We start from the raw sequence: 13181 nt of genomic DNA, 5'->3' as shown, positions 1-13181 counted from the left end.
CACTCAAAAGTGTTTAATTCACTTAAGCTATAGAGGTACTTTACTTTGAGGTTGTTATTTTTGCAGGGATTTTAGACATGACTAAGCGCATAGCTTTTACAAGCTACGTTGAAATTGGGGTGTTAATGTATATTAAAGACTAAGCGAGTAATTCACTACACTGCGTTAAATTGCCTCGTCGCTTTAACTTTAGGTGTTCACAGTATTTTTGCTTTGCATCTGGCCTGCCCACTGACCCTTTAAACACGCTCGTAAACTGGGAATTAAACATGACACCCATCTCTATTTATACCACAACTCCCCACTGTGAATTTCAAAACATTAACAAACCACTCAAAAGTGTTTAATTCACTTAAGCTATAGAGGTGCTTTACTTTGAGGTTGTTATTTTTGTAACAAATTAAACATGACACCCATCTCTATTTATACCACAACTCCCCACTGTGAATTTCAAAACATAAACAAACCACTCAAAAGTGTTTAATTCACTTAAGCTATAGAGGTACTTTACTTTGAGGTTGTTATTTTTGCAGGGATTTTAGACATGACTAAGCGCATAGCTTTTACAAGCTACGTTGAAATTGGGGTGTTAATGTATATTTGCTTTGCATCTGGCCTGCCCACTGACCCTTTAAACACGCTCGTAAACTGGGTAGTAAGCTTTAACCAATTCTCTGGTTGGATATTCAGCCTTGCTAAGATTGGTTGAGAATCTGTAATAAATCCGCGTTTGTCTTCACGAATACATCGACCTGTTAAATCAACCAGCTCAACATAATACTTGAATTCAAATGGTAAGCCTTTTGCCATGTGTTTCCTTGGGTTACCTGCAAAACGCAGTAAAGACTTGGGTTGTTTACCCACTTTTGCTGTTTCAATACGTTTTTTAATGCTGGTATGGTCTGACTCTTCTGGGGTCTTAGCCATTTTGGCTCTAACAAAAATTAAACATGACACCCATCTCTATTTATACCACAACTCCCCACTGTGAATCTCAAAACATAAACAAACCACTCAAAAGTGTTTAATTCACTTAAGCTATAGAGGTGCTTTACTTTGAGGTTGTTATTTTTGCAGGGATTTTAGACATGACTAAGCGCATAGCTTTTACAAGCTACGTTGAAATTGGGGTGTTAATGTATATTAAAGACTAAGCGAGTAATTCACTACACTGCGTTAAATTGCCTCGTCGCTTTAACTTTAGGTGTTCACAGTATTTTTGCTTTGCATCTGGCCTGCCCACTGACCCTTTAAACACGCTCGTAAACTGGGTAGTAAGCTTTAACTGAAAATTAAACATGACACCCATCTCTATTTATACCACAACTCCCCACTGTGAATCTCAAAACATAAACAAACCACTCAAAAGTGTTTAATTCACTTAAGCTATAGAGGTGCTTTACTTTGAGGTTGTTATTTTTGCAGGGATTTTAGACATGACTAAGCGCATAGCTTTTACAAGCTACGTTGAAATTGGGGTGTTAATGTATATTAAAGACTAAGCGAGTAATTCACTACACTGCGTTAAATTGCCTCGTCGCTTTAACTTTAGGTGTTCACAGTATTTTTGCTTTGCATCTGGCCTGCCCACTGACCCTTTAAACACGCTCGTAAACTGGGTAGTAAGCTTTAACCAATTCTCTGGTTGGATATTCAGCCTTGCTAAGATTGGTTGAGAATCTGTAATAAATCCGCGTTTGTCTTCACGAATACGTCGACCTGTTAAATCAACCAGCTCAACATAATACTTGAATTCAAATGGTAAGCCTTTTGGCATGTGTTTTCTTGGGTTACCTGCAAAACGCAGTAAAGACTTGGGTTGTTTACCCACTTTTGCTGTTTCAATACGTTTTTTAATGCTGGTATGGTCTGACTCTTCTGGGGTCTTAGCCATTTTGGCTCTAACAGGATTCAAATCCACATACGCTAAACATGCTGCTAAAGCGGCTTCATCTAACAAGGCTTGTGATTTAAATCGCCCTTCCCAAAAACGGCCTGTGCAACCATCTTCTTTATTGGCTTTGCGTGCGATGTCTTCATTGAGTGTACGCATAAACCAACTGATATCCGCTAGACGATTTCTATATTTATCAATCAGCTCTGACAGCAAACAACGCTCTGAATTGGTCAGTGACTCTCCACTGACAAACTTATGAGTCAGCCAAGTCCCTTTAAATTGTTTATGCCAACGAATCAAAATAGCTTTATCATTTAGACGTTTTGCTTTTTTATCATCAACATACAAAACAATATGGGTATGGTTACTCATCACCGCATAAGCACATACATCAATACAAAATACCTTAGCTAGCTGCAATAACTTCTCTTCAACCCACTCTCTTCGATGCTCAAACGACTTACCTGTTACCTTATCTTCTCCACATAAAAACGCACGTCTTACGCAGCGTGATATGCAATGATAGTACTTGGTATCCACCAAGCTAACTTGTCTCTTCCTTGCAATTGCCATAAAAAAAGCCATCCATACTTTAACAATCATTAAAGCATAGACGGCTTCTTACACTATCCCCAAATTGGAATGGGTGTCATGTTTATTTTTATCTTCTCCGCATAAAAACGCCCGTCTTACGCATCGTGATGTAACTCCCCCATAAACTGAAACAGTTCATAAGTAGAATTTCTATCAATATAAGAAGGAAATTTTACGATGCGAAAAAGTAAGTTCACTGAAACACAGATCGTCGGCATGATCAAAGAAGCTGAATCAGGTGTGCCTGTACCGGAAATATGCCGTAAACATGGTGTTGGTCAAAGTACATTTTATAAGTGGCGTTCTAAATATGGTGGGATGGAAGCCTCTGATGTAAAACGTTTAAAAGAGCTTGAAGATGAAAATCGCAAGCTAAAAGATATGTTTGCGACTCTCAGTTTAAAACACTCAATGCTCGAGGAAATCATCTCAAAAAAGCTGTAAAAACGAGTAGACGCAGAGCTTGGGTCGAGCATTTATGTGCGAGATTTGAGGTAAGTGTTGCATTTGCTTGTGACGTAGCTGGTTTGAGTCGCAGTGTTTATTACTATAAATGCAAGCGACCGTCGGATGATGATGTGATTGATTCTTTGCTGACGCTTGTTGAGCGGCATCCTAGATGGGGTATGCCTAAGCTGTTTAAACGACTTAGACATCAAGGCAAAGTATGGAATAAAAAGCGTGTTGAGCGAGTATATAACATGCTCAAGCTTAACCTTAGACGAAAAGGAAAACGCCGTGTACCAACACGCACACCAAAGCCGTTAAGCGCACCGGGAAAACATAATGAGTCGTGGTCGATGGATTTTATGAGCGATGCGCTCAGCTACGGACATCGTTTTAGAACACTGAATGTGCTGGATGATTACAACCGTCAAGCGTTAGCCATTGAGGTTGATACAAGCCTCACGGCTGAGCGAGTTATCCGAGTCCTAGAACGGGTCATAGCATGGCGTGGAAAGCCAAAACAAATTCGAGTGGATAATGGTCCTGAGTTTACGTCAAATGCTTTAGATAGCTGGGCTGCAGAACAGTGCATAAAACTTGAGTTTATTGAACCAGGTAGTCCATATCAGAACGGTTTTGTTGAGCGATTTAATCGCAGCTATCGAGAAGAAGTGTTGGATTTATATCTGTTTGAGTCACTTCAGCAGGTTCGTGACATTACAGATGAATGGTTAGATATTTATAATTATGAACGGCCTCACGATGCACTAGGAGACCAAACTCCAATGAGCTATCTTGAGGCAGCATAATTCTACTAATGGGCTGTACTAAAATTGGGGCAGTTACAGTGATATACAGTGATAATACTTGGTATCCACCAAGCTAACCTGTCTCTTCCTTGCAATTGCCATAAAAAAAGCCATCCATACTTTAACAATCATTAAAGCATAGACGGCTTCTTACACTATCCCCAAATCAAGATGGGTGTCATGTTTATTTTTATTTTTATTTTTATTTTTATTTTTATCACCAAATTGAAATGGGTGTCATTTATATTTCTAATATTTACACTTGTATATAGCACTCCACATGGACCAGAAAGTCGATAGACGCGACCACACAGGTCAAATAGGCGTGACCAGAAAGTCGGCGAAACGTGACCAGAAATAGAAAAACCCCAGCAAGTGCTGGGGCCTTATGTTAAGTGTCTTTAATGTTTAAAGTGACATAAATGGAACGTCCATATATCACCTGCATTCTACAGTTCAGATTCTAATTGTATCCTACTTTTATGCGGTTCAAGTCGCTCAATATCTCTTATGGCTCCAGAGAACAACCCAAAATGACCAAATTCATCAGCTTTGAATATTCCTCTAATAAGCACATACCCTCGCTTACTTTTTTCTTTACTATTCGGCTTGATATCTACCCAAATAGAATTTTTCATTATCGCTTGTTCAAAATCTGATTTATGTGCATAAACTGCGTTCTCTTCAAACTCTAAATTTAAAAAGCCTATAAATTGAACTTTTTTGTCATGATACTTATCAGGAGTAGCTAACAATGCATATATAGACACTGAAATGAATCCAATATCAGGGCCAGAAGCACTGACTATTTTTGTATTAATGAATGATACTAACAACAAGAGAGCTAATATCATTTTAAGTTGGTAAATTCTACTCATAATTAACCTATTTAAAGTTACACTTCCCTTCACACACCTGAATTTTTGATGCAGTTCTAGATCTCACAATTAAAGCAGGTACAATTGGTTTACCCGGTCTCATGCCAGATAAGTATGAATACTTAAACCATTCATATTTGTTGAACATCATAGTAAATTTTGAGATGACACCCATTCATATAAACCATTGAGGCTGTACCTATCAGGGACGCCCCAAATTGGAATGGGTGTCATTTATATTTTTTATGATATCTCGAAATTTGCTTCGCTTTTAAAAATGTGCCTGTCCATTTTTACGTTTTCATTTTTACGTTTTTTCCGTCCTTCGTCGATAAATTTAGCATGCTCAAACAAAGTTTTTGAATTGTTCATAGAAGCTGAGTTCAAAAAGTATGGCTTCAATCCAAGTATTCCTATTAATCATGATTATATGTACTCCATTGAATTGTCTGTTAACGATGAGACCGTTCACATTTGGTTGGGGGAAAATGAAGAAGATTCAAGACCACCTTGGTGTCAATTGTTGTTTTGGATTGGAATATATGTATTATTTATATGTGGATTTAAAGAATTTTATATCCTACTTAAGTTGAAAAGGAATTTTAATATGACAGACGATACATCAGTAAAAAACGCTATAAATGCCTTTTACAAAGGCGCAGGGCTAAATCTTACGTTCAAAGGCGATGTCAATGATCGTGTAGCTAAAGTCTTTGGTGAAATGATCTTTGCAACTCAGAAATGCACAACTGCATTAAACTGGGTTCCAAGGCCCAGTGGAGGGAAGGCAACAATATCTTGGGTCGTAAAAAACTTTTCTCAAAGTGTTTTAAGGCAGATAGAATCAAAGCAATCATTAACGTGTGCTAAAGAGGTAGTTCGTAACTATAGGACTAAACTACAGATTGCAGCATCAGGCATATAAAATGAACATAATAATTTCTTTTTTATTATTGATTATATCTAGCAATGCACTTGCAAGTGCTATATTGCAATTCCCAAAATTAAAGTGCTCAACAGGTACCTTACAGTTAAATATTGTTGATGTATCTTTTTGCCCACTGACAAGCAACTTAGAAAGAATAAGCTTTCTTGGGTTGACTGAAAAAACGGTAACCATACTCAATAATGGTGAGGAATTAACGATTGGTCTTAACCCTCCAGATATTTCAATCTCAAATCTCCATAAGAAATTTAACCTGACTGTGCATGAGTTTTTTTTGAGCTTGTATGAAGGCACATTAAAAACTGATAATTTGGGGCTAATAAAAAAAGCGTTTGATATAGATAAATCAAATAAGATGAAAGTTTATAAAAAAGGCAATTTATTCGCTTTTACTATCACAGGGAGTAATGTTGAGTATGACAGGGTTTATCTAAATAAAATAGATAGTGATATGATTTATCAAATAACAGGTGAGTTTGATGAAAAGGGGGTTTTAGATATTCTTTCAAGGATAGAGTATTAATCTGAGGGTAAAGCAAATGTGATAAATATGTCACTCCTTTACCCCAAATTAAGAAAGTTCGATTGGGTAGTTATTACTACTTTTTTACTTTTTTACTTTTATCTTGCTAAATATCAGTCGCATTTCAGTGAGCCTGAATCCAACTGAAAAGGGTCTTGTTTCCTAAATAATTGAACTTCTGATCTTTTGTGTAAAATTAAACATGACACCCATCTCTATTTATACCACAACTCCCCACTGTGAATTTCAAAACATAAACAAACCACTCAAAAGTGTTTAATTCACTTAAGCTATAGAGGTACTTTACTTTGAGGTTGTTATTTTTGCAGGGATTTTAGACATGACTAAGCGCATAGCTTTTACAAGCTACGTTGAAATTGGGGTGTTAATGTATATTAAAGACTAAGCGAGTAATTCACTACACTGCGTTAAATTGCCTCGTCGCTTTAACTTTAGGTGTTCACAGTATTTTTGCTTTGCATCTGGCCTGCCCACTGACCCTTTAAACACGCTCGTAAACTGGGTAGTAAGCTTTAACCAATTCTCTGGTTGGATATTCAGCCTTGCTAAGATTGGTTGAGAATCTGTAATAAATCCGCGTTTGTCTTCACGAATACATCGACCTGTTAAATCAACCAGCTCAACATAATACTTGAATTCAAATGGTAAGCCTTTTGCCATGTGTTTCCTTGGGTTACCTGCAAAACGCAGTAAAGACTTGGGTTGTTTACCCACTTTTGCTGTTTCAATACGTTTTTTAATGCTGGTATGGTCTGACTCTTCTGGGGTCTTAGCCATTTTGGCTCTAACAGGATTCAAATCCACATACGCTAAACATGCTGCTAAAGCGGCTTCATCTAACAAGGCTTGTGATTTAAAGCGCCCTTCCCAAAAACGGCCTGTGCAACCGTCTTCTTTGTTAGCTTTACGCGCAATATCTTCGTTGAGCGTTCGCATAAACCAACTGATATCAGCTAGGCGTTTTCTGTATTCATCTATCAACTCTGACAACAAACAACGCTCTGAATTGCTCAGTGACTCGCCACTGACAAACTTATGTGTCAGCCAAGTCCCTTTAAATTGTTTATGCCAACGAATCAAAATAGCTTTATCATTTAGACGTTTTGCTTTTTTATCATCTACATACAAAACAATATGCGTATGGTTACTCATCACCGCATAAGCACATACATCAATACAAAATACCTTAGCTAGCTGCAATAACTTCTCTTCAACCCACTCTCTTCGATGCTCAAACGACTTACCTGTTACCTTATCTTCTCCACATAAAAACGCACGTCTTACGCAGCGTGATATGCAGTGATAGTACTTGGTATCCACCAAGCTAACTTGTCTCTTCCTTGCAATTGCCATAAAAAAAGCCATCCATACTTTAACAATCATTAAAGCATAGACGGCTTCTTACACTATCCCCAAATTAAGATGGGTGTCATGTTTATTTATGGACCAGAAAGTCGATAGACGCGACCACACAGGTCAAAAAGGCGTGACCAAAAAAACGGCGAAACGTGACCAAACATGAAAAAGCCCCAGCAAGTGTGCAGGGGCTTTGGATTGGGTGTTTTTTATTTCTTCAAATTAGAATGGGTGTCACCTATATTTAATCGGCGTGTCAGTCTAAAGGGACAAGGGCTAAGTCAGAGCCTACGCCAGGTTGTGCAAACGCAATGAGTTATGATGTGGGGGATGGTGATAAGCTTGTTAAAATGAGCGATGGAAACGTCTATTTGGATCAAGGTGGTGATTCACTTATCAAGGTGGATTCAATTAAGCGAAGTGGTGCAAGTGGAGTAGTTCAAAATATTGACTTAATTAATGGAACTGTGACCTTTAATTTAGGGTCTCAGGATAGCATCGCTGCTAGTAGTGGTATCAATCAAGGTAGTGTCAATGATACCGGTATTGTTGATTCTCTCTCAAAAATCAAGAGCTCTTTATATGAATCTATTGGAGAAGCAGCTGACCAATGGTCGAGTATAGATAAAACAGGGAGAGAACAGCTTCTTAAAGAATCACTGTATCTCGGATTGAATGGTATTGGTAGTGTTGCTGGAGGTTTGATGCTTGCGCTACCAGAACCAACGACTGCGACTAAATGGTTAGGAGGAGCATTATTTGCAAAATCTGCCGCTGGGGCTGCACTAAATATAGCTAACATTAGGGAAGCGTGGTCAGGAGGAAAAAATTATGAACCAAGCTCTCTAGCGTCCTTAATCACAAGTAGCTCAAGTAAGGAGGTTCAGGCTATGGCTAACGTTGTTGATTTATCAATTGATTTTGCAAGTGGCCGAGCTGTAGCAAATACGATAATCAAACATATTCCTCAAACAGGAAAGTATGGGACTTCAAAAAATACAACGGTTCCTTATACCCTACAACATAAAATAGGAAAGCCGGCGTCAGCTCTAGCTAATACTCTTTCGATAGGGCAGTCTTCAATTATTATTAATGATAGTGTGAAATCAATTCAGAAGGATCTTCGATGATTAAAGTAATCGTTATAATAGTTTCTACATTTGCTGTATTAATCGGAATGGTAGGGGTTGGATTTAGTAAAAATATTGGGTTTGATGGTTATGACACTTTGAAATTTATGACGGTTTCATTAGTGGTTGGATATGGTCTAGGTTATGAACTTATTTACAAGGAATGGAAGTTAAAGAAAACGTTCATTGTGACCTGTTTGTTGCCTATAGCACTTGGTGCGATTTTATATTTTATCCCCTAAATCACAAGTATTATCTTGGACAGTCATTCAAATAACCTATCGAGCCACCGATAGTTAAGGTGATAGTTAATAGTTAAGATGACATATATGGACACTCCATTTATGTCAAGTTAAGCAAATCTATCGGGGCAGTTTTTACTGCCTCGTTATCGTTATTTTATTCCCTACTAGCCGCATTTCGATGATTAACCACTTGCAATAAAGCGTTGCTCTGACATATATCCGGGCTTAACTGTTATTCAGCGCCCCTAATGAGCTGCGAGCCTACACACCCTAAATTGAAAAAATTAAAAATTAAACATGACACCCATCTCTATTTATACCACAACTCCCAACACCCAATCCATCAAATTAAAAATTAAACATGACACCCATCTCTATTTATACCACAACTCCCCACTGTGAATCTCAAAACATAAACAAACCACTCAAAAGTGTTTAATTCACTTAAGCTATAGAGGTGCTTTACTTTGAGGTTGTTATTTTTGCAGGGATTTTAGACATGACTAAGCGCATAGCTTTTACAAGCTACGTTGAAATTGGGGTGTTAATGTATATTAAAGACTAAGCGAGTAATTCACTACACTGCGTTAAATTGCCTCGTCGCTTTAACTTTAGGTGTTCACAGTATTTTTGCTTTGCATCTGGCCTGCCCACTGACCCTTTAAACACGCTCGTAAACTGGGTAGTAAGCTTTAACCAATTCTCTGGTTGGATATTCAGCCTTGCTAAGATTGGTTGAGAATCTGTAATAAATCCGCGTTTGTCTTCACGAATACATCGACCTGTTAAATCAACCAGCTCAACATAATACTTGAATTCAAATGGTAAGCCTTTTGCCATGTGTTTCCTTGGGTTACCTGCAAAACGCAGTAAAGACTTGGGTTGTTTACCCACTTTTGCTGTTTCAATACGTTTTTTAATGCTGGTATGGTCTGACTCTTCTGGGGTCTTAGCCATTTTGGCTCTAACAGGATTCAAATCCACATACGCTAAACATGCTGCTAAAGCGGCTTCATCTAACAAGGCTTGTGATTTAAACCGCCCTTCCCAAAAACGGCCTGTGCAACCATCCTCCTTATTGGCTTTACGTGCTATATCTTCGTTAAGCGTTCGCATAAACCAGCTGATATCCGCTAGGCGTTTTCTGTATTCGTCTACCAACTCTGACAACAAACAACGCTCTGAATTGCTCAGTGACTCGCCACTGACAAACTTATGTGTCAGCCAAGTCCCTTTAAACTGTTTATGCCAGCGAATAAGAATGGCTTTATCGCTTAGCCGTTTTGCTTTTTTATCATCTACATACAAAACAATATGCGTATGGTTACTCATCACCGCATAAGCACATACATCAATACAGAACACCTTGGCTAGTTGTAATAACTTCTCTTCAACCCACTCTCTTCGATGCTCGAATGACTTACCCGTTGCTTTATCTTCTCCGCATAAAAATGCCCGTCTTACACATCGTGATATACAGTGATAATACTTGGTATCCACCAAGCTAACCTGTCTCTTCCTTGCAATTGCCATAAAAAAAGCCATCCATACTTTAACAATCATTAAAGCATAGACGGCTTCTTACACTATCCCCAAATTAAGATGGGTGTCATGTTTATTTATGTTTAATGTTTATTCTCATGTTTATTCATTACGCCCAAACTCATCGTAAATATAACTTTTTGACCAATCACTCGTATATTCATAGGCTAAACGATGCTTTTTCGTGTTATCGAACACCCATGTAGAGAATTTAAGATGGGTGTCACGTTTATTTTATCCTATAACGACAACGAGGCAGTAATAACTGCCCCGATAGATTTGCTTAACTTCACATAGATGGAGTGTCCATATATGTCATGTCTATTCTTTTTTACATTCAAGGTCGAATAAAATCGGCCCCTCTATATAAGGATAGATATATTTCTTAAAGTCCATTTTACTGTAATACCCCAATTCCAACAGCAGTTTTTTTTCTATCATCATTTGATCATAGTTCATAGGGTCTGCATAATATTTAGAAAGATTAAAGCTACACCCATTTGACTTCAGTATTTTTGTCAAAAAGCCATAAACTGATTCATCTAGTATAGCTTTTTCAAAAATCCTTCTATAGTCATGTTCCTTTACTTCATCCCTAAAGTTATATGGCCACCAATCACTATCATTGGCAAAATTAATTAACGGCCAGTTAGAAACTCTCCACACAAAGTTTATTGTAAACCGTCTTTTTTTAAGAATCTCATTGAGTATATCCTTCTCTGATAGCAGAGAAGATGCTGACTCAATCACTCGTTGTAAGTCTGGTTGATTAATTTCACTTTGCTTGCAATCAACTCCTGAAATCAAGTCAAAATGAGAGTCACTATCCCTGTACCGAATAAGAGCCTTACATTCTGAAGAATCATTGGAGTAGTATTCATGCCAGCCAAAATTATTCTTGTAAAGGTAGCCAACTTCAACAACTCTTTCTATTCCTTGAGAAGAAAAAGCGTTAAAAACCATAAAAGCAAAACTAATAGTTAATAATTTCAATCCTTTAACTCCGAAAAATAAATGGAAGATTTAAATGCTTTAGACGGTATAACACCATTACCTACCAGCTTAGAACCGTCAAATAAATCTATATGATTGTAGCCACCTGGTGAAGGGTCTCTAAAGAATATTATACCTTGCTTGCCTTTTATAGATGTAAAATTAGTAACCAAATTGGCGTTATCATAAACTCCCAGATAAAGTGCTAAATTTTGAGCTCCCAAAATATACCTGTTCCCTTGCCCGTCACCAGTAGTAACAAAGTCGGTGTTCTTAAAAGCATTAAGCATATCGTTATAGCCAGCTCGGTTAAATGCATTACTTACTCTTGCCGCACAAGAGCCCCCGCTGCTGCTGAGTATTGCGTTTTCAGCCCATTTTTGGAATTTCTTGCCTTCCATCATATCCCAACGAGACTGATAAGCATTACTGAGTTTTTTGTGTAAAATTAAACATGACACCCATCTCTATTTATACCACAACTCCCCACTGTGAATCTCAAAACATAAACAAACCACTCAAAAGTGTTTAATTCACTTAAGCTATAGAGGTGCTTTACTTTGAGGTTGTTATTTTTGCAGGGATTTTAGACATGACTAAGCGCATAGCTTTTACAAGCTACGTTGAAATTGGGGTGTTAATGTATATTAAAGACTAAGCGAGTAATTCACTACACTGCGTTAAATTGCCTCGTCGCTTTAACTTTAGGTGTTCACAGTATTTTTGCTTTGCATCTGGCCTGCCCACTGACCCTTTAAACACGCTCGTAAACTGGGTAGTAAGCTTTAACCAATTCTCTGGTTGGATATTCAGCCTTGCTAAGATTGGTTGAGAATCTGTAATAAATCCGCGTTTGTCTTCACGAATACATCGACCTGTTAAATCAACCAGCTCAACATAATACTTGAATTCAAATGGTAAGCCTTTTGCCATGTGTTTCCTTGGGTTACCTGCAAAACGCAGTAAAGACTTGGGTTGTTTACCCACTTTTGCTGTTTCAATACGTTTTTTAATGCTGGTATGGTCTGACTCTTCTGGGGTCTTAGCCATTTTGGCTCTAACAGGATTCAAATCCACATACGCTAAACATGCTGCTAAAGCGGCTTCATCTAACAAGGCTTGTGATTTAAACCGCCCTTCCCAAAAACGGCCTGTGCAACCATCCTCCTTATTGGCTTTACGTGCTATATCTTCGTTAAGCGTTCGCATAAACCAGCTGATATCCGCTAGGCGTTTTCTGTATTCGTCTACCAACTCTGACAACAAACAACGCTCTGAATTGGTCAGTGACTCTCCACTGACAAACTTATGAGTCAGCCAAGTCCCTTTAAATTGTTTATGCCAACGAATCAAAATAGCTTTATCATTTAGACGTTTTGCTTTTTTATCATCAACATACAAAACAATATGGGTATGGTTATTCATCACCGCATAAGCACATACATCAATACAAAATACCTTAGCTAGCTGCAATAACTTCTCTTCAACCCACTCTCTTCGATGCTCAAACGACTTACCTGTTACCTTATCTTCTCCACATAAAAATGCGCGTCTTACGCAGCGTGATATGCAATGATAGTACTTGGTATCAACCAAGCTAACTTGTCTCTTCCTTGCTATTGCCATAAAAAAAGCCATCCATACTTTAACATTCATTAAAGCATAGACGACTTCCTAGACTAATCCCAAGTTTGATTGGGTGTCACATGTATTCCCGTTGGTCACATACACCGCTATATACACTTGTATATAGCACTCTGCTTAGACCAGAAGGTCGATAGATGTGACCACCAAGGTCAA

13 protein-coding genes and 2 pseudogenes are annotated in these 13181 nt (G+C 38.0%); 5 read left to right on the top strand and 10 right to left on the bottom strand.

The window, feature by feature from the left end:
* Positions 1-570: 570 nt before the first annotated feature.
* The 3 genes and pseudogenes from S4054249_RS07685 to S4054249_RS07680 form a co-directional block, all read right to left on the bottom strand.
* Positions 571-939: pseudogene (locus tag S4054249_RS07685) on the bottom strand (transposase); the annotation flags it as partial.
* A gap of 211 nt (positions 940-1150) precedes the next feature.
* Entirely contained in the window at positions 1151-1300 is a 150-nt protein-coding gene (locus tag S4054249_RS26885; RefSeq protein WP_430522136.1) for a hypothetical protein, read from the bottom strand.
* Between the two features lie 198 nt (positions 1301-1498).
* The gene (locus S4054249_RS07680) at positions 1499-2470 is read right to left on the bottom strand and encodes a transposase (RefSeq protein WP_069949089.1); all 972 of its coding nucleotides are present in this window, start codon (positions 2468-2470) and stop codon (positions 1499-1501) included.
* Positions 2471-2668: 198 nt separating this feature from the next.
* Here S4054249_RS07680 and S4054249_RS07670 point away from each other — a divergent pair.
* Positions 2669-3747, top strand: a protein-coding gene (locus S4054249_RS07670; RefSeq protein ID WP_145924990.1) for an IS3 family transposase whose coding sequence is annotated in 2 segments (ribosomal slippage) — positions 2669-2921 and positions 2921-3747 — 1080 coding nt in all. Because the reading frame shifts where the segments join, the coding sequence is not laid out codon by codon here.
* A 39-nt stretch (positions 3748-3786) separates the two neighbouring features.
* On the opposite strand, the pseudogene S4054249_RS27280 reads toward S4054249_RS07670, so the two are convergent.
* Both S4054249_RS27280 and S4054249_RS07665 read right to left on the bottom strand, forming a co-directional pair.
* Positions 3787-3849, bottom strand: a pseudogene (locus S4054249_RS27280) (Mobile element protein); the annotation flags it as partial.
* A 347-nt stretch (positions 3850-4196) separates the two neighbouring features.
* Positions 4197-4625, bottom strand: coding sequence for a hypothetical protein (locus tag S4054249_RS07665; protein ID WP_052960894.1), 429 nt, complete (start codon positions 4623-4625; stop codon positions 4197-4199).
* A 223-nt stretch (positions 4626-4848) separates the two neighbouring features.
* On the opposite strand from S4054249_RS07665, the gene S4054249_RS26880 reads away from it, so the two are divergent.
* Together S4054249_RS26880 and S4054249_RS07655 are read left to right on the top strand one after the other, a co-directional pair.
* Complete coding sequence (locus S4054249_RS26880; RefSeq protein ID WP_069949058.1) at positions 4849-5550, top strand: hypothetical protein; 702 nt, start codon at positions 4849-4851, stop codon at positions 5548-5550.
* Position 5551: 1 nt separating this feature from the next.
* Complete coding sequence (locus tag S4054249_RS07655) at positions 5552-6094, top strand: hypothetical protein (protein WP_046354380.1); 543 nt, start codon at positions 5552-5554, stop codon at positions 6092-6094.
* 402 nt (positions 6095-6496) lie between these two features.
* On the opposite strand, the gene S4054249_RS07650 is transcribed toward S4054249_RS07655, so the two are convergent.
* Positions 6497-7468 carry a transposase gene (locus S4054249_RS07650; protein ID WP_069949088.1) on the bottom strand — a complete coding sequence of 324 codons (972 nt, stop codon included), beginning with the start codon at positions 7466-7468 and terminating at the stop codon, positions 6497-6499.
* 314 nt (positions 7469-7782) lie between these two features.
* Between S4054249_RS07650 and S4054249_RS07645 the strand changes: the two genes are divergently transcribed.
* Complete coding sequence (locus S4054249_RS07645; protein WP_046354537.1) at positions 7783-8601, top strand: hypothetical protein; 819 nt, start codon at positions 7783-7785, stop codon at positions 8599-8601.
* A complete protein-coding gene (locus S4054249_RS07640; protein WP_046354538.1) occupies positions 8598-8843 on the top strand; it encodes a hypothetical protein in 246 nt (81 codons plus the stop codon). The genes S4054249_RS07645 and S4054249_RS07640 overlap by 4 nt, the downstream gene beginning before the upstream one ends.
* A gap of 564 nt (positions 8844-9407) precedes the next feature.
* On the opposite strand, the gene S4054249_RS07635 is transcribed toward S4054249_RS07640, so the two are convergent.
* The 4 genes from S4054249_RS07635 to S4054249_RS07620 all read right to left on the bottom strand — a co-directional run bounded on the left by S4054249_RS07635 (position 9408) and on the right by S4054249_RS07620 (position 13007).
* Positions 9408-10379 carry a transposase gene (locus S4054249_RS07635; RefSeq protein WP_069949087.1) on the bottom strand — a complete coding sequence of 324 codons (972 nt, stop codon included), beginning with the start codon at positions 10377-10379 and terminating at the stop codon, positions 9408-9410.
* Between the two features lie 330 nt (positions 10380-10709).
* Positions 10710-11381 carry a hypothetical protein gene (locus S4054249_RS07630; RefSeq protein ID WP_046354342.1) on the bottom strand — a complete coding sequence of 224 codons (672 nt, stop codon included), beginning with the start codon at positions 11379-11381 and terminating at the stop codon, positions 10710-10712.
* Positions 11378-11842 carry a T6SS effector amidase Tae4 family protein gene (locus tag S4054249_RS07625; RefSeq protein ID WP_063881504.1) on the bottom strand — a complete coding sequence of 155 codons (465 nt, stop codon included), beginning with the start codon at positions 11840-11842 and terminating at the stop codon, positions 11378-11380. Before S4054249_RS07625 ends, S4054249_RS07630 begins: the two co-directional genes overlap by 4 nt.
* Positions 11843-12035: 193 nt before the next feature.
* Positions 12036-13007, bottom strand: a complete 972-nt coding sequence (locus tag S4054249_RS07620; protein ID WP_069949086.1) for a transposase — start codon at positions 13005-13007, stop codon at positions 12036-12038.
* Between the last annotated feature and the right edge of the window lie 174 nt (positions 13008-13181).

The organism is Pseudoalteromonas luteoviolacea (assembly GCF_001750165.1).
Classification (GTDB): Bacteria; Pseudomonadota; Gammaproteobacteria; order Enterobacterales; family Alteromonadaceae; genus Pseudoalteromonas; species Pseudoalteromonas luteoviolacea_G.
This window is presented reverse-complemented; position numbering and strand designations above follow the sequence as displayed.